Annotated in this window: 27 protein-coding genes; 8 read left to right on the top strand and 19 right to left on the bottom strand. The window is 50.5% G+C overall.

The window, feature by feature from the left end; translation table 11 throughout:
* Nucleotides 1–169: 169 nt before the first annotated feature.
* From MVK60_RS00430 to MVK60_RS00420, 3 genes are read left to right on the top strand one after another with little or no spacing between them, the layout of a single operon-like run.
* Nucleotides 170–973: an ABC transporter permease gene (locus MVK60_RS00430; RefSeq protein WP_297435305.1), complete on the top strand. Its 804-nt coding sequence runs from the start codon at nucleotides 170–172 to the stop codon at nucleotides 971–973.
* Between the two features lie 10 nt (nucleotides 974–983).
* Nucleotides 984–1,259 carry a MarR family transcriptional regulator gene (locus MVK60_RS00425; protein ID WP_297435303.1) on the top strand — a complete coding sequence of 92 codons (276 nt, stop codon included), beginning with the start codon at nucleotides 984–986 and terminating at the stop codon, nucleotides 1,257–1,259.
* Nucleotides 1,260–2,009, top strand: coding sequence for an ABC transporter ATP-binding protein (locus MVK60_RS00420; RefSeq protein WP_297435301.1), 750 nt, complete (start codon nucleotides 1,260–1,262; stop codon nucleotides 2,007–2,009).
* A 249-nt stretch (nucleotides 2,010–2,258) separates the two neighbouring features.
* On the opposite strand, the gene purQ is transcribed toward MVK60_RS00420, so the two are convergent.
* From purQ to purD, 7 genes are all read right to left on the bottom strand, one after another.
* Nucleotides 2,259–2,930: a phosphoribosylformylglycinamidine synthase I gene (gene purQ, locus MVK60_RS00415; RefSeq protein ID WP_297435299.1), complete on the bottom strand. Its 672-nt coding sequence runs from the start codon at nucleotides 2,928–2,930 to the stop codon at nucleotides 2,259–2,261.
* A 1-nt stretch (nucleotide 2,931) separates the two neighbouring features.
* Nucleotides 2,932–3,177, bottom strand: a complete 246-nt coding sequence (purS, locus tag MVK60_RS00410) for a phosphoribosylformylglycinamidine synthase subunit PurS (protein WP_297435321.1) — start codon at nucleotides 3,175–3,177, stop codon at nucleotides 2,932–2,934.
* Nucleotides 3,178–3,444: 267 nt separating this feature from the next.
* A complete protein-coding gene (locus MVK60_RS00405; protein WP_297435319.1) occupies nucleotides 3,445–4,620 on the bottom strand; it encodes an MFS transporter in 1,176 nt (391 codons plus the stop codon).
* A 200-nt stretch (nucleotides 4,621–4,820) separates the two neighbouring features.
* Complete coding sequence (locus MVK60_RS00400) at nucleotides 4,821–5,852, bottom strand: radical SAM protein (RefSeq protein WP_297435297.1); 1,032 nt, start codon at nucleotides 5,850–5,852, stop codon at nucleotides 4,821–4,823.
* Between the two features lie 48 nt (nucleotides 5,853–5,900).
* A complete protein-coding gene (locus tag MVK60_RS00395; RefSeq protein WP_255453695.1) occupies nucleotides 5,901–6,026 on the bottom strand; it encodes a hypothetical protein in 126 nt (41 codons plus the stop codon).
* Between the two features lie 199 nt (nucleotides 6,027–6,225).
* Entirely contained in the window at nucleotides 6,226–7,362 is a 1,137-nt protein-coding gene (locus MVK60_RS00390) for a formate--phosphoribosylaminoimidazolecarboxamide ligase family protein (protein ID WP_297435294.1), read from the bottom strand.
* A complete protein-coding gene (gene purD, locus MVK60_RS00385) occupies nucleotides 7,355–8,662 on the bottom strand; it encodes a phosphoribosylamine--glycine ligase (protein WP_297435317.1) in 1,308 nt (435 codons plus the stop codon). Before purD ends, MVK60_RS00390 begins: the two co-directional genes overlap by 8 nt.
* Nucleotides 8,663–8,768: 106 nt before the next feature.
* Between purD and purE the strand changes: the two genes are divergently transcribed.
* Nucleotides 8,769–9,200 (top strand): 5-(carboxyamino)imidazole ribonucleotide mutase, encoded by a 432-nt coding sequence (purE, locus tag MVK60_RS00380; RefSeq protein ID WP_297435292.1) that lies wholly within the window; start codon nucleotides 8,769–8,771, stop codon nucleotides 9,198–9,200.
* A gap of 29 nt (nucleotides 9,201–9,229) precedes the next feature.
* Here the strand turns inward: purE and purT are convergent, their stop codons facing one another.
* Complete coding sequence (purT, locus tag MVK60_RS00375) at nucleotides 9,230–10,519, bottom strand: phosphoribosylglycinamide formyltransferase 2 (RefSeq protein WP_297435315.1); 1,290 nt, start codon at nucleotides 10,517–10,519, stop codon at nucleotides 9,230–9,232.
* Nucleotides 10,520–10,636: 117 nt separating this feature from the next.
* Here purT and purM point away from each other — a divergent pair, with 117 nt between their 5' ends.
* Complete coding sequence (gene purM / locus MVK60_RS00370) at nucleotides 10,637–11,638, top strand: phosphoribosylformylglycinamidine cyclo-ligase (RefSeq protein ID WP_297435313.1); 1,002 nt, start codon at nucleotides 10,637–10,639, stop codon at nucleotides 11,636–11,638.
* Between the two features lie 30 nt (nucleotides 11,639–11,668).
* Nucleotides 11,669–11,842, top strand: a complete 174-nt coding sequence (locus MVK60_RS00365) for a hypothetical protein (RefSeq protein ID WP_297435290.1) — start codon at nucleotides 11,669–11,671, stop codon at nucleotides 11,840–11,842.
* Here the strand turns inward: MVK60_RS00365 and purC are convergent.
* Entirely contained in the window at nucleotides 11,809–12,510 is a 702-nt protein-coding gene (gene purC, locus MVK60_RS00360; protein WP_297435311.1) for a phosphoribosylaminoimidazolesuccinocarboxamide synthase, read from the bottom strand. The genes MVK60_RS00365 and purC overlap by 34 nt on opposite strands.
* A 160-nt stretch (nucleotides 12,511–12,670) precedes the next feature.
* Here purC and purF point away from each other — a divergent pair, with 160 nt between their 5' ends.
* Complete coding sequence (gene purF, locus MVK60_RS00355) at nucleotides 12,671–14,005, top strand: amidophosphoribosyltransferase (RefSeq protein ID WP_297435288.1); 1,335 nt, start codon at nucleotides 12,671–12,673, stop codon at nucleotides 14,003–14,005.
* Here purF and fdhF read toward each other — a convergent pair.
* The 4 genes from fdhF to nadC all read right to left on the bottom strand — a co-directional run bounded on the left by fdhF (nucleotide 13,968) and on the right by nadC (nucleotide 18,661).
* Nucleotides 13,968–16,007: a formate dehydrogenase subunit alpha gene (gene fdhF, locus MVK60_RS00350; RefSeq protein WP_297435309.1), complete on the bottom strand. Its 2,040-nt coding sequence runs from the start codon at nucleotides 16,005–16,007 to the stop codon at nucleotides 13,968–13,970. The two genes, purF and fdhF, sit on opposite strands and share 38 nt — an antisense overlap.
* A 55-nt stretch (nucleotides 16,008–16,062) precedes the next feature.
* Nucleotides 16,063–16,656, bottom strand: a complete 594-nt coding sequence (gene pdxT / locus MVK60_RS00345; RefSeq protein ID WP_297435307.1) for a pyridoxal 5'-phosphate synthase glutaminase subunit PdxT — start codon at nucleotides 16,654–16,656, stop codon at nucleotides 16,063–16,065.
* A gap of 31 nt (nucleotides 16,657–16,687) precedes the next feature.
* Entirely contained in the window at nucleotides 16,688–17,695 is a 1,008-nt protein-coding gene (gene pdxS, locus MVK60_RS00340; protein ID WP_297435286.1) for a pyridoxal 5'-phosphate synthase lyase subunit PdxS, read from the bottom strand.
* 132 nt (nucleotides 17,696–17,827) lie between these two features.
* Nucleotides 17,828–18,661 carry a carboxylating nicotinate-nucleotide diphosphorylase gene (gene nadC, locus MVK60_RS00335; RefSeq protein ID WP_297435284.1) on the bottom strand — a complete coding sequence of 278 codons (834 nt, stop codon included), beginning with the start codon at nucleotides 18,659–18,661 and terminating at the stop codon, nucleotides 17,828–17,830.
* 116 nt (nucleotides 18,662–18,777) lie between these two features.
* On the opposite strand from nadC, the gene MVK60_RS00330 reads away from it, so the two are divergent.
* A complete protein-coding gene (locus MVK60_RS00330) occupies nucleotides 18,778–20,022 on the top strand; it encodes an NDP-sugar synthase (protein WP_297435282.1) in 1,245 nt (414 codons plus the stop codon).
* A 32-nt stretch (nucleotides 20,023–20,054) separates the two neighbouring features.
* Here MVK60_RS00330 and nadA read toward each other — a convergent pair whose 3' ends face one another.
* From nadA to MVK60_RS00300, 6 genes are all read right to left on the bottom strand, one after another.
* The gene (gene nadA, locus MVK60_RS00325; protein ID WP_297435280.1) at nucleotides 20,055–20,963 is read right to left on the bottom strand and encodes a quinolinate synthase NadA; all 909 of its coding nucleotides are present in this window, start codon (nucleotides 20,961–20,963) and stop codon (nucleotides 20,055–20,057) included.
* 59 nt (nucleotides 20,964–21,022) lie between these two features.
* Complete coding sequence (locus tag MVK60_RS00320) at nucleotides 21,023–22,420, bottom strand: L-aspartate oxidase (RefSeq protein WP_297435278.1); 1,398 nt, start codon at nucleotides 22,418–22,420, stop codon at nucleotides 21,023–21,025.
* A 31-nt stretch (nucleotides 22,421–22,451) separates the two neighbouring features.
* On the bottom strand, nucleotides 22,452–22,658 hold the full coding sequence (locus MVK60_RS00315) for a hypothetical protein (protein ID WP_297435276.1): 207 nt from the start codon (nucleotides 22,656–22,658) through the stop codon (nucleotides 22,452–22,454).
* A gap of 70 nt (nucleotides 22,659–22,728) precedes the next feature.
* Complete coding sequence (locus MVK60_RS00310) at nucleotides 22,729–23,958, bottom strand: PEP/pyruvate-binding domain-containing protein (protein WP_297435274.1); 1,230 nt, start codon at nucleotides 23,956–23,958, stop codon at nucleotides 22,729–22,731.
* A gap of 5 nt (nucleotides 23,959–23,963) precedes the next feature.
* The gene (locus MVK60_RS00305; protein WP_297435272.1) at nucleotides 23,964–25,292 is read right to left on the bottom strand and encodes a radical SAM protein; all 1,329 of its coding nucleotides are present in this window, start codon (nucleotides 25,290–25,292) and stop codon (nucleotides 23,964–23,966) included.
* Nucleotides 25,285–25,890 (bottom strand): SPASM domain-containing protein (locus MVK60_RS00300; protein WP_297435270.1); only part of this gene is annotated, 606 nt, incomplete at its 5' end. The genes MVK60_RS00305 and MVK60_RS00300, both read right to left, overlap by 8 nt.

The following is a 25,890-nucleotide window of genomic DNA, read 5'->3' as shown; positions in this document are numbered from 1 at the left end:
CACCTCCATCCAGGTTCTTGCGTTTAATTCTTCGCTGAAACAATCCATAAGTTTTACTGCAACCGATTTATAAACAACTGAAATTCATTTATAAATGAAGTGAAACCATCCACAAGCAAAAAAAAGCAACACTTATAAGTAATCCAATCAATTGATTCCGGGTGGTCAAATGGCCACAGTTCAAGGTGTTAGAACAATCAAGGCCTTCATCTTCATCCAAAGGGAAGTCTTCTTCTCAAGGCGCTTTGACCTGCTTTTGCAGTTCATAGGCTTAGCTTTGAACATAATCTTCATCGGAATCTTTGCAAAGCTCATCACGATCAACGCCAACATCTCCCAGTACGGCACTCCAAACTACCTGGACTACCTCCTCATAGGCTCAATAATCCACAACCTTGTCTTCCTGCCGAGGGGGAGCATCTCATCCTTCGTTCTCGGTAGAATATTTCCAGTCCTTTACAACTCTCCAGCTTCACTAACATCCATTTTCATTGGAATCAATGCTTGGCGAATCCTCTGGAACCTGGGGTTAACCCTCCTGATAACACTCGCGTACATCCTGTTTTTCGGTTTGAGAATTCACTTTAACCTCGGCGTTCTCGTCGTCATCCTGAGCGGTATCCTTCTGATTTTCGCCCTCGACCTGTTCTCAGCCGGATTCAGAATAGCAACCAAAGCCACCCAGGACCCTCTAAACTGGTTCTTCAACATAACCGCCCAGCTCGTCAGCGGGCTTTACTTTCCGCCCGATAAACTCCCCTCCTGGCTCCAGCCGCTTTCAAAAATCCACCCGGAAACCTACATCCTCCAAATGGGCAGGCTCACAATGGGCGGCGGTTACTCGTTATCCCAAATCCTCCCCAGCCTAATGAACATGCTCCTCATCACGGGGGTAATGCTCCTCGTAGGATATCTAACATTCAGGTGGGGTTTCAACAAGGCGAGACAGCTGGGAACGCTGGGGCACACCTGAGGTGGGCCTTATGAGGGTACAGATCCTCAAGGAGGAGTGTGAAAACGGAAAACTCATACTGCTTATTAAAGTGGAGATTGAGATAAACAGCCTGCATAAGCATGAACTGGGCGAGCTGGAGAGAAGAATATTAGACTTCATTCTTGACAATGGTGAAGTAACACAAAGTGAATTGAGCCAGCTGTTCGGCAGGGCTAAAGCCTGCAGGGCCATTAGGAGTCTCGAAAACATGGGGTTAGTTCGACGTGAAAGAAAGGGAAGAACGTACGTAATCAGGGTGGTTTAAGTGATAGAGGCTGTTAACCTGACCAAGTACTACCCTCCCCCAATAAAGTCCCTGCTTGACTTGAAAAGCCTTAAGGACTTTCTCAGAACACCGCGGGAAGAGATTCCTGCCCTGATCGATATTAGCTTTAAAGTTAAAGAGGGCGAGATATACGGTCTCTTAGGTCCAAACGGCGCTGGAAAAACCACACTCTGCAAAATCGCCAACGGCCTCGTGATACCGACGAGGGGCCACCTCTACGTCAATGGCTACGATTCAATCCAAGAGCACGATAAAATCCGGGGCAGAATCTTCACAATCTTTGGAGGAAGCAGGGATTTGTTTGGCCTCTTTCAGTGGAGGGTCAGCGTGGAGAAAAACCTCAAGTTCATAGCCGAACTGTGGGGAATTCCCAGGGGAGAGGCCGAGAGAAGAATCAATCACGCGCTGGAATTGCTCAACTTGGAAGAGAAGAGGCACGAGTGGTACCAGAAGCTCTCCGTCGGTATGAGGCAGAAGATTTACCTGGCGTTGCCCATAATAATTCAGCCAGAGGTTCTCATCTTGGATGAACCAACGGTATACCTCGACCTTTTCACCCGAAGGGAAGTCTGGAACGCCATTCAGGAGCTTTCAAGGGAGCTGAGGACGACAATACTTTTAACAACCCACAACCTAAAGGAGGCCGAGCTCCTGTGCGACAGGGTTATGCTGTTCAACAAGCGTAAAATCGCTGGGGGGGGCTCCAAAGGAGCTTATCGAGAAAGTTGAGACCCTCAAAGCAGAGAGAAAAATCATCGCCAAAATTAAAGGAAAAATTAACCCCCGAGATTTTGAGGGAATAGCTCAAAAAATCGAGGTTCAAAGCGATGGGAAGTTCACGTACGTTAAGCTGTACTTCAAAAATGAGGACCTCAAGGAAGTACTTACCCTCCTCTCCAGGCACGATCTCATTGACGTCCAGACTTCTCAAGTAACCCTTGAGGAGGTGTTCACCCCGCTCTGCAAAAAATAGGAAAGTTACCGCTTTGCCCACTCCACCATCGATTTGAATACCTTCAGCCCGTCCTCACTTCCCAGCCATCTGTCACTAGCCCTCTCCGGGTGGGGCATCATTCCCAGGACGTTGCCCCTCCCATTGGTTATCCCCGCTATGTTCAAGAGCGAGCCGTTTGGGTTTGCCTCCTCCGTGAGATTTCCTTTTTCGTCGCTGTACTGGAAGGCTATGCGAACCTTTGAGGGCTCGTTCGTGTAATAATTCCCTTCCGCATGGGCTATTGGCATCCTGATGACCTCTCCTTCTTCATAGAGCTGGGTAAACGCGGTTTGGGTGTCGCTTACTTTGAGGTAAACCCACCTGCACAGGAATCTCGGTATTTTGTTGGGCCTTAACGCTCCGGGCAGAAGCCCGCTCTCGGTCAAGACCTGAAAGCCATTGCATATTCCCAGAACGGGCTTCCCCTCTCTGGTGAGGGCTTTGACCTCTTCCATTATCCCTGCCCTCGCGCTTATGGCCCCGGCTCTCAAATAATCGGCATAGCTGAAACCGCCGGGCAGAACAACGCCATCAAAGTCTTCAATGCTCTCTTTATACCACACCTTCTCCGCTTTGCCCCCGGCTTTTCTAATCGCTTCAAGGGTCTCAAAGTCGCAGTTTGTCCCTGGAAACACTATAACGGCGAACTTCGGCATCTCACTCACCTAAAGGCTCTATCTCATATTCGTAGGTGTGTATCACGGGGTTGGCGAGCAGGCGTTTGCACATCTCCTCAACGTCCTTCTCAGGATTTTCGCTCTCAAAAACGAGCTCAAAGTATTTCGGCACCTTCAGCTCCTCAATTTTATAGCCCAGATTTTTGAGTGCCTTTCCAATGACTCTTCCTTCCGGGTCGTTGAGGCCCTCCTTGAGGCGAACGATGACGGTAACCTTCCATTTCATTGGCACCACCTTATCAGAAAAGTGTAAAAATTAGGGGTTTTTAAGGATTATTTTAACATAAAAATGTTAAAAATGCGCCAGCTCCAGCGCGAGCCTTACGGAATCCTCTTAGACGACTCTCATTACCCCCTTCCCCCCATGAGGAGAACGACATCTATATGAAGCGTCTTCATGAAGGCCAACTTCCTCTCGGTCTCAGGGAAGAAAAAGAAGAGGAAGCTTGATACATCTGAACAAAAAAGCAAAGATGAGAAGGAGCACTTATTTTTAGGAATGTTCGATCGCCATCATTAAGAATAAGCTCGCAAAGAGCGCAAGGATTCCAGATACAACATAAGCGCCTCCAAGGCCAAAGATATCAGCAATGAGCCCAACTGCAATGTTGGCAAGCATTGAGAACATACCTCCTATTGTACTAAGTGCGGATGTAACGGTAGAGCGGATCGGAGAGGGTATAAGCTCGTTTCTGAACGTTATCATGGCGGGTGCTCTAATGGCTATTATTATCTCAAAGAGAGTTATGAGTGCGAGGAGGGATAAGAGGCCCTTAACAATACCCATTGCGATTATCAGAAGACCCATCAACGGCGTTGTGATTGCTAAAATTTTCCTGTGATCCATGAACCTAGAGAGCCTGAAAGATACGAATCCCCCGAAAGACGTTGAAAGTATCAGCAGGGGATAAACGTAACCTATACTGCTTTCCCTGAGTCCGGCTTCCTTTGCAAGAACCATCCAGAACATGAAGAACGAGCGACCTGCGAACGACAGGAAAAAACTCGCAACGAGAAGATAGTGGAGAGTCCTTTCCCGGGCTATATGTTTCAATCCATCCTTAAGGATTTCTCCGTAAGGTTTTGCCTTTCCGTGGCCATAGTTTTCCTCAAGGAAGAGGAGTGCCAGCAGGGAAGCGCTTATCCCACAGATGCCGGCCAGGAGTATGGGAAGGTTAAGGGCATAGCGTGAGATGGTTCCAGCAACAAAGCCAGCTACTGTCCCTAAAATGCCGTTTATAATCCTCATGCGGCTGAAGACCATGTGAGCCCTCTTTTTATCGCCTTTAATTGCATCATAGAGCCAGGGAGTGAGCGTTCCGCTCATAAAGGCACTTCCAATACCAGCCAGAGCAAATGCCAGGGCTATTATAAAAAAGCTGCTCGAACAGGCGATTATGATAAGAGAGACTCCAAATAGCAAGACACCAACCGCGTAGTTAAGCCTTCGTCCGTACCTGTCAGCCAGACCTCCCGTCGGGAAGTCCGTTATGAATGTAAGGAGAGATGAAACCGACTGAAAAAAGCCGATTTGAGCAAATGAGATTCCCAAACTCCTAAGCCAGATTGTGAGGTACGGGCCCATTAAGTGAGTCATCCACGCCCCTAAGGAGGATACGAGTAAGTATCCCTTTTCTGGTGAAATCTTTTTCACTGGTTCTCCCCCCATTTCTTGATATCTTGCCCAGAGACAAAGAGGAAAAAGATAAAGATTTATATCCATTCGTCGATGTCCTCGTCACACCCACCTCCGTTGCATTTTGTATTCACTTCAACTTCTAGTCCATCAATATCTAAAACCAGCCCTTTGATTGTTTTCTTCTTTATCTGCCCTAGCAACTAAATCACCTCGTAGTAAAGAGATCTATATCATTCCATACGGCCCCATACTAACCTACTAATGTGTACGTCGTGGAATACTTTTTCTTTCCCAAGCAACATACAATACAACAAATCTGGATTCTTGAAGTTTTTGTACAATGAATATATTCTGCCAGCACATGGCTCACACACTTCTTTGAATTTACACACGTTACACTTGGCGGTTCCATACTTCTGGTAATGGAGAAGTTCTGAATCCCCGTTCATCCAGGATATGTATATATCCCTCAAACTTTCGACATAAATATTTCCTAATGAGTGGTGGTGTGTCGATCTAAAATAGTGACACGGATAAACTGTGCCATCAAAATTTATGGCAAGCTGATGAATTAGTGCAGTACAAGTATAATTTGAGTCAGGGTTTGTAGAATCGATATTAAACTGATCTTTGAGTTTGTGTATTTTTAGCATGCTCCTAATCTCGTCTAATTTTTCATCTGGAAAACAAACATTATTCTTTTTTGCTTCACCAACTAGGGAGGGGATAGTTAACAGAAGCTTTGAAACGCCTATTGACTTCAAAAATGAAGCATATTCTTGAATATTGTCAATTATGTCTTTTGTTAGTTGAGTATTAACAGTAACCCTAATACCAGCATCTACAAGGAGTTTTATCCCAGATATTGTTCTTTCAAAGGTTCCTTTACCTCTAATTTTTTCGTGCATCTCTTTTAGTCCTTCAAGACTAACTTGAACTCCATTTATGTTGCACTCTTTCAAAACACTTACTATGTCTTCGTTCAATGTCGTTGCATTGGTAAATATTGTTATCCTAAACCCTAATTTGTTAGCAAGATTAAGAATTTCTGGAAATTTTGGATGGAGGGTAGGCTCTCCTCCAGTCAACGTTACGTGATGTGCGCCAAGATCCCTAGCATCTGTGAGGACTTCTTCAATTTTCTTAAAAGGCAATATAATCTTTGCGTTTTTCAAGTCTTCCAGATAACAATGTTTACATTTTAAATTACATGACGATGTTATTGAGATGTCAACACTCCGTAGACCTAACCTCGCCTCCATCAAACTCCCCCCACGTTTATTCCGAATAGATTAAAAATATAATAAAAATCAAAACATCAGATCTTTGCAGTATCCCTCATCTCCATTAACTTTTGTGTTTATTTCAACGTCGAACTCCTCATCAATCTCTAAAGCTAAAATCTTAGTTTTTTGTTTGTTCTCCACTTTCTCCACCCCCAATTTTTCTCTGCCTCATCGTTACTTCGGCATATTGTCCTAAGCATGCAATATTATTTAAATTTTTTGTAAACTCGAAGTTCATAATTTAAAGTTATTAAATTTCTAAAAAAAAAGTAACTAGTAAAAGCTCTTTTTCACAAATTCGGAATTTTTAAACATATAAAATTCTAAGAAGTAATCAAGAGATTGTAATTTATGTAACAACCTTCTCAAGATCGTCAAGTTCAACCGCGCGCTTAATCTCAAGCGCCACCCTCCTTCCGGTGCTCATCGGCTTCCTCCAGAGGGCGTTGCCGTAGGGATGACCCATCGCCATGTGGATGTTGGTTCCTCCCCCGGTTCTTGGCGCTACATCGTAGATGTAGAAGTTGAGGTCATTGTCCACCGCAGTTTGCAGGGTGAATGGCCCGATGATTCCCGGAGGATAGTACTTCTGGGTGGCCTTCACGTAAAGCTCCGCCATTTCGAAGACCTTCTCCAAAAGCGACTCCCTGAGGGTCGAAGAGGCATGGCCAGTGACGGTGTACTCCGGTTCAAACTGGTGCTCTGGGAGGGTGAGCTGCTGGGAAGCCGGCAAACGAACGTGGCCGTCCAAACTCGTCTCGAAGCGCCAGTCTATTCCAAGGAGCTCAATCTCCTCATCAACCGGCGAGTAGAAGAAGTCGAAGTTGAAGACCGGGCCTATTATGTAGCGCTCGATTCTCGCTTTGGCGAGGTCTTCCTCCGTGATCACGCCATGCTTTGTCAGCTTCTCCGCCTTCTCGCGGAACTCATTGTATGAGGCGGCCGTGAAGAAGCCGCGCTCAAGCCTCTTCTTAGCGTGGGGGAGCTTGACGATTACAAGCTCATCAATCTCCTCCGGCTCCACGGGCTCCGGGTATGGAAGCCCGGCCTTCTCAAGGAGCCAGTAGTAGCTCTTCTCCTCGCTCCTCTCTTCGCTCCTGAGCAAATTGCGGCTCCCGAAGAGCGGCACCAAAAACTCGTCCTCCACTCTGTCAATGCCTGTATAAACCACAAAGGAGCGGTTGGGGACGAAGATAACGTTCCTCTTCCTCAGCTCCTCCTGAATGTCGATGATTCCGCCGAACCTCTCCAGAACGATTACCTCATCTATGAAGCCCTTCATTAAGCCGTCCTTCGTCCTCTTTTGCCTGAAATATTCCGCGTATGTTCTGTGCCTTCCACGCTGTGCCACGACCAGAACGGGGAGGCCCTCCTCTTTTGCACCATCCGCTATGTCAAGGGCTGAGTGGCTCCCTATTGCTCCGATAACAACCTTTTCCCTATCGTACTTCTCCAGAACTTCCAGAATCCGCTCCCTTTCAATCATTCCATTCACCCCTGAGCTTCTTCATAATCCTAACCCTCTTCTCAACGCTCTCTCTCGTTCCCACATCGGCGCGGTAGAAAATCTCCCCTTTAACGTGCCTTATCCCTGCGGATGCAATCCTCTCCGCCTCTTCAAGAGAACCGGCGATTCCAACGACCGCCAGTGCCCTCGAACCGAGCATCCTGAAGTTTTCATCCACCGAGGCGTAGTAAACCCTGGCCCCCTCCTCCCTGATTTTATCCTCTCTGATTTCAACCCTAACGCCCTTTATTGGATCAGAGGGATAGCCCTTTGGAGCTATGTACTTGACAACAGTGGCTTTTTTCTCAAATTCTGCTTTTTTGAGCGCCCCGTCAACTATCCCCTCCGCAATTTCGAGGAAGGGCGTTTTTATAATCGGAAGAACGTTCATTGCTTCGGGGTCGCCGAAGCGGGCGTTGAACTCTATTATCTTCGGCTCATCCTTAGCGAGCATGAACTGGCCGTAGAGAATGCCTTTGTAGGGTGTTCCGTTTTTCCGCATTGCCTCAACGGTCGCCTTCAGGGTTTCAAATGCTTTTTTATAGTCCTCCTCCGTTACGAAGGGCAGGATGTGGTTTTCACATGAATATGAGCCCATACCGCCGGTTATCGGCCCAGCGTCGCCCTCATAGGCGTGGGGATAATCTTGGGCGAGGGGCATGGGGATTACCTTCTTCCCGTCCGTGAAGACCTGAAATGTGAATTCGACACCGTCCGTCCTCTCCTCGACCAGAACCTTCCCATCCCTCTCAATTAGAGCCTTTGCGTACTCCTTCGCCTCCTCGTTGTCCCTCAGCTGGTAGCCGACAACTTTAACGCCCTTACCCCCCGTGAGCCTGAGGGGCTTTACGACAACCGGCTTTCCAAAGTCATCTATCCACGAACGCATCTCCCCGACGTCGGTAAAAACCCTGAAGAGCTTCCTTCCAGGAATTTCGTATTTTTCCATCATGTGCCTCGCAAATGCCTTGTTGGTCTCAAGCCGGGCCGCCTCCTTTGAGGGACCAACCGCAGGGATTCCGTTCTCCTCGAGGACGTCCACGATGCCCTTCTCCAGAGGCGCCTCGGGCCCTATGAATGCGAGCTCAACGCCCCATTTTTCGGCGAAATCCAGAACCTTTCCAACATCCGTTTCTCCGGCCGGCCCATAATCCCTGCAGAGTCTTTTGATGCCGGGATTAACATGCCTGGCAACCACATAAAGCTCGGCACCCCCATTTACAAGGGCCTCGACTATGGCGTTTTCTCTTCCACCACCACCCACTAAAAGAACTTTCATGGCCATCACCAAATTTTTGTTAAAATATGATGTTTTTAAGCTTTATTTTGACATTTAAATGGTAAAAGTTATAAAGGTGAGAATTCGAGAAAAAAGCGGTGATGTTATGAAGGTGCTCGTTGTTATGGGAAGCAAAAGCGACTCTCACATCGCCGGGAAGGTTACCAAGGTTCTGGAGGAGTTCGGTGTTGAGCATGAGGTTGAGGTTGCCTCAGCCCATAGGGACCCGGAGAGGGTTGAGGAGCTGGCAAAGGAAGACTATGATGTCTTCATAGCGATAGCAGGCCTGAGTGCTGCCCTGCCGGGAGTTATAGCCTCTCACACAACCAGACCCGTGATAGGGGTTCCTGTCTCGGCGAAGCTCGGCGGGCTCGATTCCCTGCTGAGCATAGCACAAATGCCGCCCGGGGTTCCGGTTGCTGCGGTGGGAATAGACAACGGTAGGAACGGGGCTTTGCTCGCCATAGAAATCTTGGCCTTAAAGGACGAAGTCTTAAAGAAAAAGCTTGAGGAGTACAGGGAGAGGATGCGGGGTTAATATCTTTATTTTTATTGAAAAAGAAAAAATCAGAGCAAGTGCATCTTTTTAATGAACTCCTGCCCCTGCCACTCCCCGCTTCTCGTCCTGAGCTCCACCATGTGGGCGACCCCCTCTGCCTTCCTCTTTGCCTCTCTTACATCACCGTCCCACGCGAGGGCAACGCCCAAACGCCTTCCCCTGTATGCTGAGGGCTTTCCAAAGAACCTGATTGTTGTGTTCGGAACGCTCAGTGCATTGAAAACGTTCCTGAACCTCGGAGCATAGCCCTCCTGGTTCGACAGGATGACGTGGGTCGCCGCCGGGGTTAGGAGAGGGAACATCCTTACGCCCTTCTCCTTAACAGCGGGTATTGGAAGTCCCAAAACCGCCCTGAGGTGAAGCCCGAACTCGGAGAAGCCCGTTGGATTGGAAGCCATGGTGACCATCCCCGTGTCGTGGGGCCTCGGTGAGACCTCGTTGGCCCACACTTTATCGCCCTTAACGAACATCTCAACCCCAAAGAGGCCAAGCCCTCCAAGGGCATCGGTTATGCGCTTGGCTATGCGGTAAACCTCGCGCTCGGCCTTTTCGCTTATCTCCGCGGGCTGCCAGCTCGCATGATAGTCGCCATCAATCTGGTAGTGTCCGACGGGCTTTGGAAAGGTTGTAACTGTTTTGCCGTTCTCATCGAGATGCCTGACCGCCAGCTCCGTTATCTCGATGTCGAAGTCAATGTGCTCCTCGACGATTATCTTGTCAGCGCTGCCCCTTGCTTTTTTCTTCGCCACCTCCCACGCCTTTGGAACGTCCTCCGGGCCTCTCACAAAGTAGGAGCCCTTCCCCGAGGAGCTCATTATTGCTTTCGTGTGGCAGGGGTAGCCTATCCTCTCACAGGCATCGTAGAGCTCGTCGAGCGTTGTGGCATAGGCGTAGCGTGACGTCGGAACTTTGGCCTCCTTCGCAAGGGTCTCCCTCGTCCTCTCGCGGTGCATGGCTATCCATGTGGCCCTGGCGTTCGGCACGACAAAGTGGCCCTCATTTTCAATCTCAAAGAGAGCGTCCAAGTTTATGGCCTCAATCTCGGGCACTATTGCATCGGGCTTTTCGCGCTCAACAATGCTCCAGAGGAAGTCCCCGTCCTTCATATCTCCAACGTAGGAGCGGTGGGCGACCTGCATGGCGGGGGCGTTTGCGTATCTATCAACCGCTATAACCTCAACTCCAAGCCTCTGGGCCTCGATGGCTATCTCCTTCCCCAGCTCACCGCTTCCGAGGAGGAGTATCTTTTGAGCGGAGTCCGTTGTGGCCGTTCCAAGCTCGTCCCGGGGCTTGATCATTATCATCACCTCAGATTTTGACGTTAAAATGTTAAAAATTCATTATATTTAAGCCTTTTTAAGCATAAATATGATAAAGTTTTTAAGCCCTCTGTGGAACTCTCACCGGTGGTGCTCATGCTGACCTACGCCCAGACGGGAGTCGATGACGAGAAAACTGCAAGGGCCCTCAGGAGGATCATAGGGCTCGCGAAGGAGACCTTCGAGTTCAGAAGGGAAAAAACCGGCGAGCCGAGTGAAATAGGCCACTACGCGGCGCTGATGGATTTTGGCAAATTCTACATAGCCATGACAACTGACGGGATCGGAACCAAAACCTTGGTCACCGAAGCCGTCGGCAAGTTCGACACGATAGGGATAGACATGATAGCAATGAACGTGAACGACCTGCTCTGCGTTGGGGCCGAGCCTGTGGCACTGGTTGACTACCTCGCCGTGAGGGAGCCGGACGAGGGAATGTTCGGTGAGATAGCTAAGGGGCTCTATGAGGGGGCGAGGCAGGCCGGGATAGCGATAGTGGGTGGCGAAACCGCTGTGATGCCGGATCTCATCAACGGCTTCGACTTGGCCGGAACGGCCATAGGTACCGTCCAGAAAGGAGAGGTAATAACCGGCGAGAAGATAAAGCCCGGTGACGCGGTTATTGGTATAGCAAGTTCGGGAATCCATTCCAACGGTCTCACGCTGGCTAGAAAGCTCCTCATCCCGAAGTACGGCCTCGACTACGATTACAAGGGCAGAAAACTCTGGGAGTGGCTTCTGGAACCGACGAGGATTTATGTGAAGGCGATTCTTGGACTGATTGAGAGTGTCGAGGTTCATGGATTAGCCCACATAACCGGCGGAGGCCTGACCAACCTGAAGCGCCTCACCAGCCACGGCTTTTCCCTTGAGATGCCACCCATCGAAGGAATATTCAGGCTGATCTATGAGAACGGCGTTCCTCTGGAGGAGATGTTCAGGGTTTTCAACATGGGGGTCGGCTTCATAGCAATAGTCCCGCAGGAAGAGAAGGGAGCGGCTTTGGAAGTCCTCAACAAACACTTCAAGAGCTTCGAGCTCGGTGCAGTCATGGAAAGGCCATGGATAACGGTAAAGAACTACGGGGTAAGACTTTAAGCTCCTCCCCAAACTTTTCTCGGTGGTCGCATGGAGCTCACGGTAAAGAGGAAGGCGTTCCTTGAAAACCTGCCGGAGCTGGTTGAAAAGGCCGTAAGCGAATACGGAATCCGGCTGAGGAAAATAGTGATAGAGGAAGATGAAAAGGGCTGCTACACGGTTCTCATAACCTATGAGAGCGAACTGCCCGTGAGGCGCTCGTAGAGCTCCTCGTAAGCTTTAACGAGGTCGCCTTTATCAAACCTGAAGACATCCTTGTCGAGGCTCTTCTTTGTCTCAGCGTCCCAGAAGCGGCAGGTGTCGGGGCTTATCTCGTCGCCGAGGATTATCTCGCCCCTCTCGTTCTTTCCGAACTCAAGCTTGAAATCAACGAGGATTATCCCGCGCTCGGCGAAGTACTCCTTGAGGATCTCGTTCACCTTGAGGGCTATGCGCTCCATCCCCCTTATCTCATCCTCGCTTATCCCGAGGATCTTTGCGTGATGGTGGTTTATCATAGGATCGCCGAGGCCGTCGTCCTTGTAGTAGAGCTCGACTATCGGCTCCGTCAATTCAGTTCCCTCCTCAAGGGGGAGGCGCTTCCTCAAACTGCCGGCGACGACGTTCCTGACCACTATCTCAAGGGGATACATCTTGAGCCTCTCAACGATGAGCCTGTTGTCGCCGGCAACCCCTATGAAGTGCGTCTTAACACCCCTCTCCTCAAGAACTTTGAAGAGAACCGCACTTATCTGGGCGTTGAGCCAGCCCTTGCCCCCAAACTGGCCCTTCTTCCTACCATCGAAGGCTGTTGCATCGTCCTTGAACTCCATGATGGCCTTCCCCTCGTCGAGGGGAATTACCTTCTTGGCCTTACCTTCGTAAACCTCCATGGACTTCACCATTTTTATGTAAAATTTCTCCATATTTAAGGCTTGTTTAAGCATTAAAATGTCAATCAATGGGCAAAGTTTTTAAACACAAGAGGCTAAAACATTGCGCAAGAACATATATTTATTAACATATTCACGTCAAAAACTGGCGGGGTTCCTCATGAGGGAGAAGTGCGGAGTCTTTGCGGCCGTTGCTGAGAACGCGCCCAGGAAAGCCTACTACGCACTCATAGCCCTGCAGCACAGGGGACAGGAGAGCGCGGGGATAAGCGTCTGGAAGCACAGGATAAAAACGATAGCTGGTAGGGGGCTCGTTTTGGAGGTCTTCAGGAACGGCGAGGTGGCGAAGCTGAAATCAGGAATGGCAATAGCCCACGTCAGGTATTCCACCTCCGGCTCCCTCACGGAAACCCAGCCGCTGGAGGCAAGCTGCTGCGAAAGGAGGATAGCGATAGCCCACAACGGGACCCTCACGAATTTCCTCCCCCTCAGGCGGCACTACGAACGGCTGGGGGTTAAGTTCAGGCACTCGGTGGACTCTGAGCTGCTGGGCATCTCTTTTCTCTGGCATCTAAAAGAAACGGGAGATGAATTTGAGGCCATGAAAGCCCTCTTTGGGGAAGTTAAGGGGGCCTATTCGGTTGCCTTCCTGTTCGACGGGAAGATACTTGTTGCGAGGGACCCGGTCGGCTTCAGGCCATTAAGCTACGGGAGTAGAAACGGCCACTATTTCGCCTCGGAGGATTCCGCACTGAGGCTCTTCGTTGACGACGTGAGGAACGTGAAGCCCGGGGAGGTCTTCCTCCTCTCGGAGGATGAAATCGAAAGCAGGGTCGTGGCAACGGGAGAGCACCGCGGCTGCGTCTTTGAGTACATATACTTCGCCCGCCCGGACAGCACGATAGACGGTGTAAACGTCTATACTGCAAGGGTCAGGATGGGAGAAGAACTGGCAAGGGAAAGCCCCGCCAATGGAGACGTCGTCATAGCCGTGCCAGACTCTGGAAGGGCTTCCGCCTTGGGTTTCTCCAGGGTCAGCGGGATTCCCTACTCGGAAGGTTTGATAAAGAACCGCTACATAGGAAGGACATTCATAATCCCAGGCCAGTTCTACCGCGAGCTGAAGGTTAAGCTCAAGCTCTCGCCGGTGAGGGAGGTAATAGAGGGCAAGAGCGTCGTTCTTGTTGATGACTCAATCGTCAGGGGAACGACCATGAAGCGCATCGTGGCAATGCTTAGAAGGGCCGGCGCGAGGAAGGTGCACGTGAGAATAGCATCCCCACCGATAAGGTACCCGTGCTACATGGGGGTGGACATTCCTACCAGGCACGAGCTCATAGCGGCCTTTGGGAGCGTCGGGAAGGTGGAGAAGGCAATAGGCGCCGACAGCCTGGCTTACCTCAGCGTAGATGGGCTGAAAAAGGCCGTCGGGAGGAGGGACCTCTGCCTGGCATGCCTTACCGGGGAGTATCCGGAGTGGGCTTTCCGCTTCTGAGCTTCCTCACCCTGCACGCGGAGAACTTGAGCTCCGGCGTTCCGGCTTTGTTCAGGGCAGGGCTCGTTATTTTGTTCGCCTTGAAGTGGAAGGGAACCGCAACCACTCCGGAGGGAATACCGCCGAGCTTGGCCCTCATTCTAATTTTCCCGCGCCTAGTCTCGATCTCAACCCAGTCGCCGTCGTGGATTCCAAGCCTCTCCGCGTCGCTTCTGTTTATCAGCGCCCTGGGCTCTCCCATCAGCCTGACGAGAGATGGGCTCCTGAGGGTCATTTCACCTGTGTTGTAGTGGCTTATCAGCCTGATTGTCGTAAGTATGAAGGGGTACTCGTAGTCCGGCCTCTCCCAGGGCTGCACCTGCTCCACAGCGATGAACCTGGCCTTTCCATCTGGCGTTGAGAACTCCCAAGTGTGGAGCCTCTTCTTCGGAAGGAATATCCCCTCTGGGTTCTTCAGTTCCTCAACGCTCCTTTCCTCCAGCGAGGGGAAGAGGCGGAAGTATTCCCCCGTTATCTCTTCAACGCTCGAATAGTTGAACCCGGGCAAACCCAGGGCCCTGCCGAGCATGGTAAGTATCTCCCAGTCGGGCTTGGAATCACCCATCGGCTCGCAGATCTTATGGCTCCACTGAATCCTTCTTTCGCTGTTCATGTAGCTTCCGGACTTCTCGCAGAAGGCACTCGCAGGAAGAACGTAGTGGGCGTAGCGGGCAGTCCTGCTCATGAAAACGTCCTGAACAACGAGGAGGTCGAGCTCTCTGAGGGCGTCTCTCACCCTGAGGAAGTCCGCCTCACTGACCGCAGGGTTTTCCCCGACTATGTAGAGCGCTTTAATATCGTTGCTCTTTATCGCATCCCAGAGCTCCGTGAGGTAGAGCCCGCGCTCCGTCGGGAGGTCTTCCACACCCCATATCTTTGCCACACGCTTTCTAAAGCGCTCGTCGGTCAGCGGGACGTAACCCGGCAGGAACTCGCTCAGCGCACCCATGTATGCCGCTCCCTGGACGTTGTTCTGACCGCGCATGGGGTATAGACCACCTTTTTCCCCGATATAGCCCAGGAGGAGTGCTATGTCTATAACGGCAATGACGTTCTCAACGCCTGAAACGTGCTGTGTCAAACCCATACCCCACATTATCGCGCCGCTTCCGGCCAAGGCAAAGGTTCTCGCAACTTCTCTGATAGTTTCAGCCGGAATTCCCGTTACCTTCTCCGCGTACTCCGGAGTGTACTTCATTACCGCCATCCTTACCTCGGAGAAGCCGGCGGTTCTGGTCTTTATGAACTCCTCATCGTAGAGCTCCTCCCGGATTATGACGTTCATAACCGCGTTTGCGAGGGCTATGTCGGTCCCCGGACGGATGATCAGCTTATAATCCGCGAAGGCCATCGTTCTGGTTTCCCTGACGTCGACGACGATTATTTTAGCACCTTTCCTCCTGGCCTTCAGGATGTAGTCCATGACAACCGGGTGTGTCTCGGCCGGGTTGTAGCCCCAGAGGAGTATGACCCCGAACCTCTCCAAGTCTTTGTAGGGGCTGGTCTGCGCCCCCGCTCCAACGGTCATCTTGAGGGCGTGAACGCTCGCCTCGTGGCAGAGACGGGCGCAGTTGTCTATGTTGTTCGTGCCGAAGAGCCTCGCTATCTTCTGGAGGAGGTAGTTTTCCTCGTTGCTCACCTTCGATGAGGCTATGAAAGCCACAGCGTCTGGACCGTACAGCTCGCGGATTTCGAGGAGCTTGCCCGCTATCTCCTCGATGGCCTGCCCCCAGCTTATTGGTCTTATCTTAGAGCCTTCACGCTTCAGGGGGCGCCCGAGCCTGTCCCTGGAAAGAACGAACTCCGTTGCGTGGAGACCCTTGGGGCAGAGCTTGCCCCTGTTGGGTTCACCTTGGTACGGTTTGACTCTCATCGTCTTGGGATCAACGAGAAGTCTGCAGCCAAAACCGCAGTAGGGACACACGACAGTCTTGGGCTCGCTCACGCTACCACCGATAAACATATACACGGCAAGAATAAAAAGATTTCCGGAAGAAATTTATGAAAAAATGTTCAAGTCAGAGGGCCTTCTCCAGGAAGTATTCATGGACTCTGGTATCGGAGGTCAGCTCCGGGTGGAACTCAAGGCCGATGATGTTGTCCCCCTCGACGCCAACAACCCTATTGCCGAGCCACGCTATCGGCCGGACTTTATCGTTCAGGAGTTCGACTATGCGGGGCGCGCGAATGAAAACCCCTGGGAACGGCTCGTCGCTGAAGGCGAGCTTTATTGGAGCCTCGAAGCTGTCCACCTGCCTGCCGTAGGCGTTTCTGTTAACGCGAACGTCGAGAAGCTCGAGGAACCTCTGCTCCGGAGTGGCACCGATTATCTTCTTCGAGAGCATTATCAAACCGGCGCAGGTTCCCATTATCGGCAGACCTTCCTCACCGAGCTTCCTCATAGGCTCAAGGAGGCCGTTCTTCAGCATGAGCCTTGAGATTGTCGTGCTCTCACCGCCGGGGATTATGATTGCCGAAATGTTTTCGAGCTGCCCCGGCTTCCTGAGCCAGACCACCTCCCCGGTAACGCCGAGGTTTTTCAGGGCATTCCTTGTCGCCTCGATGTGTTCGCCCACATCACCCTGAAGGCCTATAACACCCACCCTGACCATTCTCACCACCCCACAAATAAATAAAAAGAGATCAGACACCCCTCTCCTCGAGGCGAACTTCCAGTTCTTCGATGTCCTGACCCTTCATAGGCTCTCCTATTTCCTTGCTTATCTCAACGAGAACGTCCGGCTCGTCCCAGTGGTTTACCGCTTCAACTATCGCCCTCGCCATCTTCTCCGGGTTGGAGCTCTTGAAGATTCCCGAACCCACGAAGACGCCGTCCATTCCCATCTGCATCATCAAAGCTGCATCTGCCGGAGTGGCAACTCCTCCGGCGGCGAAGTTGACGACCGGAAGGCGGCCGAGCTTCTTTATCTCCAGGAGGACCCTGTAGAGGCCATCAACTATCTCACGGTAGGTGTGGTGGCCGTAAATCGGCTCATTCTCAAGTACTTGCCTTGGTAGACCGCTGATTTCCCTGACCTCAAAGGCCAGCCTGAGGTAGGGCTCAGCGAACTTTTCGGCTACGTTGTAGACCTGCTCGTCGGTCATGCGCTGGATTAGTGCTATGTTGTCTCTCAGAAGACGAACGTGCCTCACGGCCTCGACGATGTTTCCGGTTCCGGCTTCGCCCTTCGTCCTCATCATCGCGGCCCCTTCCCATATTCTCCTCACTGCCTCTCCAAGGTTCCTGTTGCCGCAGACGAATGGAACAGAGAAGTCCCTCTTGTCTATGTGGAAGAAGGGATCTGAGGGCGTTAGGACTTCACTCTCGTCGATCATATCAACTCCCAAAGCCTCAAGAATTCTCGCCTCGGCGACGTGGCCAATTCTAACCTTTGCCATGACTGGAATCGTCACGGCGTCCATTATCTCCTGGATCTTCTCTATCGGGGCCATTCTTGCAACGCCACCGGTTTTTCTGATGTCGGCCGGAACACGGTGAAGGGCCATAACTGAGACGGCTCCGGCTTCCTCCGCCACATGGGCCTGATCGGCGTTGGTGACGTCCATTATGACGCCGCCCTTGACCATCTTTGCGAAGCCCCTCTTGAGCCTCTCAGTCCCCTTACTCTCGATAACGTCAAGCTTTCCCATTTCGACCACCTTTTCAAGTTTTGGCTTGCAATAAATTCAAGGAAAAACTTGAATATAAACCTTATCAAGGAAGGGATTTAGAAAGATCAAAAAGATATCAAAGGAATTGAGAGAAAGGTGAAAAACCTTCTTTCAAAGCTTTTCAATCATCTCAAGGCTAACATCGAAGTTCTTGACTGAGTGCGTGAGGTAGCCGAGGCTTATGACGTCCACATCCAGGGCCGCGTACTCCTCGATGTTCTCCGGAGTTATTCCCCCCGAAACCTCGATCTTCACCCCATCACGCAGATCCTCGCGCTTTAAAGCCTCTATCGTCTCGGTGATTTCCCCGGGCGTCATGTTGTCGAGCATAACCACGTCCGCGCCGGCCCTTGCCGCTCTAAGGGCATCCTCAAGGATCTCAACCTCAACCTCAACGATCTTGTAAACGCTGAAGGCCTTAGCGCGCCTTATCGCTTCCTCCAGCGAAACCAGAGCAAGGTGGTTGTCCTTTATGAGTATCGCGTCGCTCAGCGAGAAGCGGTGTGGCTCGCCGCCGCCTATGAGTATCGCCTTCTTATCCAACGGCTTGAGGAGGGTTTTCCTAGTTCCTGCAACACGGACCCTAGGATTCACAGCCTTAACCTTATCGACCAGCCTTCTGACCTCCGTCGCGATTCCGCTCATCCTGCCCATTACGTTCAGGGCGGTTCTCTCGACAAGGAGTATGGAGAGCGCGTCGCCAGACAGCTCCAGGATGACGTCCCCTCCCTTCACCCTCTCTCCATCGTGCTTTTTGACCCCAACTTCAACCCCGAAGTGTTCGAACAGGGCTTTGGCCTCCTCAACGCCCGCTATAATCCCCTCCTGCTTGGCTATGATCATCGCCATAGCCTTGGTTCCCTCCGGAACCACCGCCTCGCTCGTGACGTCGCCGAAGGGGGCATCCTCACGTAGGAATCCCAGGAGATAGTCAAGTGAAACCATGAACCCACCTCCATCCTGAACTGGTAACGGTCCTTTATCTCTATTTCTATATCCTGCACCACTCCCCGTGAAAGAATGCCTTTTATTCTTATGAGCGAATTTAAGTGGGGAACATTATGATAAAGAAAGCCGTCATTCCAATAGGGGGCGAGGCAACGCGGTTGCGGCCGCTCACCATCGAAACCTCAAAGGGGCTCGTGAGGCTTTTGAACAAGCCCATCTTGGAGCACTCCATTCTAAATCTCGCGCGCGACGGTATCGAGGAGGCCTACCTTGGGGTGAAGGGATACGTAAACTACACCTCACTCTTCGACTACTTCCGTGAGGGGTACTGGCTCAGAAAGAAGTACGGGCTTGAAAAGGAGGTGAGGATCCGTTATATGCCGCGTTACGAGAGCACGACCAACGGCGATGCCGTCTGGTACACGATGCACTACTACGGTATAAAAGAACCCGTGGTGGTGATCCAGGGCGACAACATCTACCGGATGGACTTGAAGAAGATGTTCAAATGGCATCAGAAAAAGAAAGCCTTTATGACCATAGCCCTCCAGCCCGTCGACGACGTTGCTGGATTCGGCGTTGCAAAGGTTAATGGGGACTACAGGATAGAGTACTTCATCGAGAAGCCCTCACCGGAGGACGCCCCAAGCAATCTCGCCAACACTGGCATCTATCTGCTCTCAGAGAACTTCTGGGAGTTCCTCAATGAAGCCTGGGCAAAGGAGATGGTGAATGGGAAGAAACTCGACTTTGGGGGTGACATCATCCCCGCCCTGATAGAACACGGGTATGATGTCTACGGTTACCCTATGGAGGGCTACTGGTTCGACGTCGGGACTCCGGAGCGCTATCTAAACGCGGCAATGTATCTCCTCCGCAACCTCTCATCCGAAGACATGGATGCCTCCGAAGTAACCAAGGACGTTCATATGCAGGGCAGGTCCAAGATGTCCGAGGGACTCCGCCGCCGGGTGCGGGACATGATAAAGCGGGGAGAACTCCTAGTGGAAGGGAGGGTTCTCCTAGGGAGGCACATCTCCATAGGGAGCGGTACCGCCCTCGAAGATGCCGTGGTGGACAATTACTCCATCATCGGAATGAATTCAGAGATCCTCCACTCGGTCGTCATGGACAGGGTGAAGATGGGCAGCAACGTCCGGGTGATGAACTCAATAGTGGGCAGGCACGTCGAGATCGGCGACAACGTCAGGATGGTAAACTCCGTCATAGGGGACAACGCGGTGGTGAGCGACAACGTCAGGATGTACAACGTCAAGATATGGCCCCACGAGTTCGTTGAGAGGGGGGCAACACTTGAACACTACACTGTGAGGAGCATGAGCGTACCGAAGAAGTAAGGAGGAGGGCTTACGGGGAACAAAAGGGGAACTCAGCTGAGCTCCAGCATCCTCTCTATCGCTTTTCTGGCCCTCTCCGCTATCTCGGTTGGAACCTCAACGGAGTACTTCATGTCACGGAGAGACTCGTAGACGTGGTGGAGGGTTATCGCCTTCATACCGATACACGTCGCGTCATCCTTCGCGGGGTGGAACTTTATCTCAGGGTGAAGCGTCTGAAGGCGGTAGACCATCTCCCTCTCCGTGAAGACGACCCACTCATCGTGCTCTGGCGCACGTTTTATCATTCCACCGGTGGAGACTATGATGTCTGCCCTTTCCTGCACCCCCGGTGCGCATTCCGGGTGAACCATCAGCCTAGCGTTGGGGTAGAGCTTCCTGGCACGTTCGACGTCCTCGACGGTGAACTTCCTGTGGACGTAGCAGTGGCCGTACTCCGGCACGGGGATGACCTTCTTACCGGTCTGTCTGGCAACATAGCTCGCTAGGTTCTTATCCGGGCCGAAGATGACCACGTCGGAATCGAGCTTTTCAACGATTTTGACGGCGTTGGCAGAGGTAACCGTTACGTCGGCATAGGCCTTCGTCTCGGCTGTGGTGTTCACGTAGAGAACCACCGGCGCGTCTGGGTACTTCCTCTTCGCCTCCAGAATGTGCTCGACCTTCAGCATGTTGGCCATCGCGCAGGTTGCCCTTCTGCTCGGGAGCAGAACGGTCTTTTCAGGGTTGAGGATTTTCGCGGTCTCGGCCATGAAGTCAACTCCCGCAAAGACTATGACATCGGCGTCCGTCTTCACGGCCTTTCTCGCCAGCTCAAGGCTGTCACCCAGAAAATCCGCTATGTCCTGAACTTCAGGGAGCTGGTAGTTGTGGGCCATTATTATAGCGTTCCGCTCCTCTTTGAGTCTGAGGATTTCCTCAACAAGCCGTTTCATCTTCATTTTCTCACCCGCAGAGGGGATAAGGGAAGGGAATTAAAAGGGTTTTTGGACACCTTTGGTTAGAGATGACAGCTCCCGTCAAAGAAACTCGGCCTCTCGAAGGTCTTCCTCATAACCGGGAAGTCCTCACGGTAGTGTGCCCCCCTGCTCTCCTCCCGGACCAATGCACACTCAAGGACTCCCCTGGCGAGCAGCTTTAACCTAGGGTCTGCCTCTATACCCTCAAGCTCCCTGAGGCCCTCCCTGAGGGTCTTCGCGCTCCTGACGATTCCGGCTTTCTCCCAGAGGAGTTCCCTCAGTGAGTCAACGTCTCCGGCCTCGTAGCCGTGATAGCCCGGCCCCTTAACTCCTCTGCACCTCGGCCCGTCCCTCACTATTGTCCTCGCAACCTCAAGGCCGGAAACGAGGCACTCAAGGAGGGAGTTGCTGGCCAGCCGGTTTGCACCATGGAAGCCGCTGGAGGCGGCCTCACCTACTGCATAGAGGTTTCTGATGGCGGTCCGGTACCAGGGGTCGACCGCTGTCCCTCCCATCGTGTAGTGGGCTATCGGGGAAACAGGAATGGCATCCTTTAACGGATCCGTGCCGTCCTTGACCAGGAAAGTGTATATCTGGGGGAAGCTTTTCTTGAAGTCCCCTACCCCCGTGGCGTCCAAGTAGACCCTCTTCCCCTCCCGCATCTTCCTGTATATCGCCCTCGCAACGATGTCCCTCGTTGAGAGCTCATTCACGAAACGCTCACCGTCCTCGGTCACAAGCCTCGCCCCCGCACCGCGGACGGCTTCGCTTATCAGGAAGACGCCCCTTTTTCCAATGTAGCCGGTTGGATGGAACTGGACAAACTCCAAATCGCGAGCGGGGGCGCCTTTCAATATGGCGTCCCCTATGAGGAGGCCGATGTTCGTTGGGGATCCAGCCGTGAACTTGAAGAGGCCAGAGAAACCGCCGGAAGCTATCACCGTTGCATCAAAGGGCAGGAACTCGCCGTTGAGGAAGACACCGTAAGCCTTTTCCCTCTTTATCGCCAGCTCCTCGGCCGTTCCTTTGACGAACTGAACTCCGAGTTCCTTGGCGCGGAGATAGAGAAGCTTGGTGACGTGCTTCCCGGTCTCGTTCTTTATTGTGAAGACCCTATGGAACGAGTGGCCACCTTCAGTCTCGCTAGCCTCAAACTTCAGGCCGAGCGAGAGAAGGAAATCATAGGCTTCACTCGCCTTCGAAATTACGCTCCACACAACCTCCTCGTCGTTGAGGTACTTCCCGGCTCGGATTGTGTCGAAGACGTGGGCTTCTAGGGAATCCCCCCTCAGAACGGGAAAGGCTATTCCCGCCTGAGCCAGGTGGGAGTTGCTCTTCTTGATTCCGGGACCGATGAGTGTAACTTCAAAGCCCTTCTTTGCCAATGCTATCGCCGAGGTGAGACCAGCTACCCCCGTGCCAATGATTCCAATTTTCATCAAACCACCGGAAGAAGAAGAGGGGGAAAGCTTAAACGGTTTTCTCTAAGCCAAAGAGCAACGCCGGTATATCCCTAACCCGCTCATCGGTGTAGTTGATGAACCGCTTGAGGACTTCATAGATTCTGAAAAACTTTTCCTCAGTCTCGTCCTTTGGTCTTTCACCTCTATCGGCGCGGGCGAAGACTTCAGCTACGCTGAACTTCTCGGCGAGAATTCTCGGGGTTTCTTCTTCCATCAGTGTGTTTATGAAGTGGTAGACGTTAAAGGTCCTCTCCTTATCAACTGGATAGAGCCTTCTAACGAGCTCAAAGGCCCGAAGTATCGTTCTTTACAAGTTTTTCAGCATCTAGTTCCTGAAGTGCCTTTTGGTACTCCTCCCCCAGTTCCTTTGTGAGTTCATCCTCCTTCCAGCTCGCCTCCCAGAGGTCAAGTTTTCTGAATCTTTTTCTCGGATTTTTAATGTAAACAGCCCCCTCATCACCGTCCACGATGATCTCGTCGCCTTCCCGAATAGCTTCCACGTCCACACCGGTAACGCACGGGATTCCGAGCTCCCTTGCTATTATCGCCGGATGGGAGAGAACGCTCTCGACCTTCGTAACTATGGCCAAGGCTTTCATAAAGAGGCTGTAGTATTCAGCGTGGAGCACATAGGTGACGAGTACTCCTCCCCTTGGGAAAACCCTCTCGGCTTCTTCAGGTGGCTGGTCGTCGAGAACGAAATGGGCCTTCCCCTTTACCCTTCCCGGACTCGCCGGAATTCCTCTAAGCCTGTACCATCCCCCGGGAACCTTTGTTTTCTCCGGCTTTGAGGCAAAGACCGTTACCTCCCTCGACTGGAGGAGCCATAGAGTTCCGTCGTAGGCCCACTCGATATCCTGAGGTTTGCGGAAGAGCTCTTCAACTTCGAGACCAGTTTCGATCAGCTCCCTCATTAGGGGGTCTTTGACCTTGGTGGAGTCGCGTGGGAGAAGGATACGCTTGCCGCTCTCCCTTCCTCCGACAAGCTCCTCGGGAGAACCTTCCACAAGCTCGACTAATGCCCTATCAGGCTCGTTTGGAGAGCGGGTAAAGAGCACTCCGGAGAGCTTTGGGTTTACCTGCCTCTGTACTATGACCGCCATCTTTACCTCATCCTTAATCCCGAGGCGCTTCATGTACTCCTTCACGCGCCTTGACTCTGCGCTCTTAAAAATTCGCTCAATTGCTCGGATTAATTCATCGAAAGAGCTAACTCCCGTTACGCTTTCAAAAACACCGGCAAAACTCGCCCCAGGACTGTCCTCAACCGTTGCCGAGCTTCTCACAACGACGGGAAACTTGCCCTCAAGGACGTACGGGGAGTGGAAATACTCCTTAATCTCATCGATGAGGTCCTTCGACAAGCTTCCTGTTTCTTTCCAGAGCTCATAGGCCTTCGTGGTGACCACGAAGCCTTCGGGAACGTTGAAGTACCTCGTTAGAAGCGAGAGGCGGTGTGCTTTGCCACCGATTTCTTCGATTGAGCCTCCTGCAGAGAGCGTGCGAACGAACATTCACGTCACCGAGCATCATCTGTTAGAGATCTAAAATAATATTTAGCAACTTCGGGATGTTTAAATAATCTAAAAAATTTTTCTTTTAATATTTCCATACTATAACAATCTGGATTAGTTAAATCTCCTGTTTTTAGAAATGCATTATAACTGCATCCTCCCCCACAGATCAATGCAAGCTCGCAATTTTTGCATTTTTCGATGCTAAAGATATTCCTTTTTCTGTATAAGTGAAAGTTCTCATTTAGTTCAAAGGTTGGATAATATTTACCAATACTAAGCTCTTTCATTCTCAAAGCACTCATACAAGTGTACAGATCTCCATAGGGGTCATAAAATATTTGCCTGTAATGTGCAGGGCAATTATAAAACTGTGGAATCCAAACACCATCATAAAACTTGGCAAATATACCATCGAATATTCTAAAAACTTTTGTTATTAAATCATTACTGAATAGATCTAGAATCTCATTACATGATAAGCTTGGGTTAAAATAACAGGGACCAAATTTATCCCTGACCGGAGCTAAGTAAAATCGAACGTTTTCTTTATTTATCCATTCTCTTTTAATGTAAAATCTTGCAAGTTCCCCTAAATATTTAATATTTTCCCTGCTGACATTAGTCCTTAAATCAACCTTAAATTCAGCCTCAATGACTTTTTCAATATTCGAAATTGTTCTTTCAAATGCTCCTTTATACCGATATGAGTCATGAATTTCTTTCGGACCATCAATCGTAGTTTGTATTAAAGCTATTGAATCCCTATAGGACTCAAGGAGGGGCAGATAATAATCCAAATCAATTCCATTTGTCATGATTATAAATTTATATCCATACAATGATCCACTCTCAAAAATGTGCTTAACGATTCCGTAGAGTCTTTTCTGGAGAGGCTCCCCACCATAGAGTTGAATATACCGGATTTTGCTCTTTTTGTTGTCAACTTCCCCATTATCAAACTTTAAAATTGCCTTAAAGATTTTATCCACATGTTCTTTCGTTAAGTCTCCCCTCTTTTTTATGTGTCTTTGGTAACAGTAGGAACAATTAAGATTGCAGGTGTACGTCACAACAATAATGTGGTAATTGTTTGAGTAAATATTGTCCCAGAGCCAATTAAAATGCTCTTCAAGCTCTTTGTTATCGAATTTATCAATTATAAAACCAAACTGCCGTAAAATAGATAAAATGCTATTGTCCAATCTGGGGTGCTCCGTCTCAAGCTCGTTTAATGCTTCACTATCGACTTTTATCATTGATCCATTTTTAGTGTTTATCAGCAGATACTCACCATTGCCGAGATTTATTTTGACAACAAATGGACTAATCATTCTCGTCCCCCCTTAGAGAGAGCCAAAGCTTTATGTATTCAAACAAATATTTGGTCTCTTCACAATAGGGTTTATACAAGGTTCCATGAGTTCTATACGCCTCCATTGGACATCCTCCTGAGCATAAAAGGGATAGTTTGCAGTTAAAACATTCTTTTATCTTGCTTGCTGTTCGATTCTTCCAAAGATAATAGTTTACGTTTAATTTAAACTCTGGATAATAAGTGCCAACGCTGAATCTTTTATCTCCTAGAACATAATCACAAGAGTAAACATCTCCCCTAGGATCAAATATTAGAACATTTGGATTAACTCCCCCACAGTATCTCAATCTTGCAGGAATTGGGGTTCCTGATGAGAGAGCATTGAGAAGATTCGCATAAAACACGTCAAACTCATAAATCAAGACATCTTTCAGTCTGTGCTCTTTTATTATTTTAAACACCCTCTCAAAATATTCTTTTGGAGTTAAAGCAAGTGGATATCTAACCCCAGAGCGTTCATTAACTCGTTTTAATAAAATTGTGGCGTTTATTTCATTATTATTAAGCTCATTAACGAGCTGTGGGATGTAGTTGATATTTTGGGCATCCACATT

Origin of the sequence: Thermococcus sp. (assembly GCF_026988555.1) — an archaeon.
Taxonomy (GTDB): Archaea; Methanobacteriota_B; Thermococci; order Thermococcales; family Thermococcaceae; genus Thermococcus.
Note: the sequence above shows the minus strand (reverse complement) of the source record. Positions and strands in the feature narration are given on the sequence as shown.

Bases quoted from the DNA above. Each gene is read 5' to 3' on its own strand.
- purC (WP_297435311.1), bottom strand. From the start codon at position 12,510: ATGGAGGTTTACGAAGGTAAGGCCAAGAAGGTAATTCCCCTCGACGAG.
- MVK60_RS00405 (WP_297435319.1), bottom strand. From the start codon at position 4,620: ATGGGGGGAGAACCAGTGAAAAAGATTTCACCAGAAAAGGGATACTTA.
- MVK60_RS00305 (WP_297435272.1), bottom strand. From the start codon at position 25,292: ATGATTAGTCCATTTGTTGTCAAAATAAATCTCGGCAATGGTGAGTAT.
- purD (WP_297435317.1), bottom strand. From the start codon at position 8,662: ATGAAAGTTCTTTTAGTGGGTGGTGGTGGAAGAGAAAACGCCATAGTC.
- nadC (WP_297435284.1), bottom strand. From the start codon at position 18,661: ATGGTTTCACTTGACTATCTCCTGGGATTCCTACGTGAGGATGCCCCC.
- nadA (WP_297435280.1), bottom strand. From the start codon at position 20,963: ATGAAGATGAAACGGCTTGTTGAGGAAATCCTCAGACTCAAAGAGGAG.
- MVK60_RS00310 (WP_297435274.1), bottom strand. From the start codon at position 23,958: ATGTTCGTTCGCACGCTCTCTGCAGGAGGCTCAATCGAAGAAATCGGT.
- purE (WP_297435292.1), top strand. From the start codon at position 8,769: ATGAAGGTGCTCGTTGTTATGGGAAGCAAAAGCGACTCTCACATCGCC.
- purM (WP_297435313.1), top strand. From the start codon at position 10,637: ATGCTGACCTACGCCCAGACGGGAGTCGATGACGAGAAAACTGCAAGG.
- purT (WP_297435315.1), bottom strand. From the start codon at position 10,519: ATGATCAAGCCCCGGGACGAGCTTGGAACGGCCACAACGGACTCCGCT.
- purQ (WP_297435299.1), bottom strand. From the start codon at position 2,930: ATGCCGAAGTTCGCCGTTATAGTGTTTCCAGGGACAAACTGCGACTTT.
- MVK60_RS00330 (WP_297435282.1), top strand. From the start codon at position 18,778: ATGATAAAGAAAGCCGTCATTCCAATAGGGGGCGAGGCAACGCGGTTG.
- MVK60_RS00315 (WP_297435276.1), bottom strand. From the start codon at position 22,658: ATGGAAGAAGAAACCCCGAGAATTCTCGCCGAGAAGTTCAGCGTAGCT.
- MVK60_RS00425 (WP_297435303.1), top strand. From the start codon at position 984: ATGAGGGTACAGATCCTCAAGGAGGAGTGTGAAAACGGAAAACTCATA.
- pdxS (WP_297435286.1), bottom strand. From the start codon at position 17,695: ATGGGAAAGCTTGACGTTATCGAGAGTAAGGGGACTGAGAGGCTCAAG.
- MVK60_RS00430 (WP_297435305.1), top strand. From the start codon at position 170: ATGGCCACAGTTCAAGGTGTTAGAACAATCAAGGCCTTCATCTTCATC.
- MVK60_RS00365 (WP_297435290.1), top strand. From the start codon at position 11,669: ATGGAGCTCACGGTAAAGAGGAAGGCGTTCCTTGAAAACCTGCCGGAG.
- MVK60_RS00320 (WP_297435278.1), bottom strand. From the start codon at position 22,420: ATGAAAATTGGAATCATTGGCACGGGGGTAGCTGGTCTCACCTCGGCG.
- pdxT (WP_297435307.1), bottom strand. From the start codon at position 16,656: ATGGTCAGGGTGGGTGTTATAGGCCTTCAGGGTGATGTGGGCGAACAC.
- purS (WP_297435321.1), bottom strand. From the start codon at position 3,177: ATGAAATGGAAGGTTACCGTCATCGTTCGCCTCAAGGAGGGCCTCAAC.
- MVK60_RS00390 (WP_297435294.1), bottom strand. From the start codon at position 7,362: ATGATTGAAAGGGAGCGGATTCTGGAAGTTCTGGAGAAGTACGATAGG.
- purF (WP_297435288.1), top strand. From the start codon at position 12,671: ATGAGGGAGAAGTGCGGAGTCTTTGCGGCCGTTGCTGAGAACGCGCCC.
- fdhF (WP_297435309.1), bottom strand. From the start codon at position 16,007: ATGTTTATCGGTGGTAGCGTGAGCGAGCCCAAGACTGTCGTGTGTCCC.
- MVK60_RS00400 (WP_297435297.1), bottom strand. From the start codon at position 5,852: ATGGAGGCGAGGTTAGGTCTACGGAGTGTTGACATCTCAATAACATCG.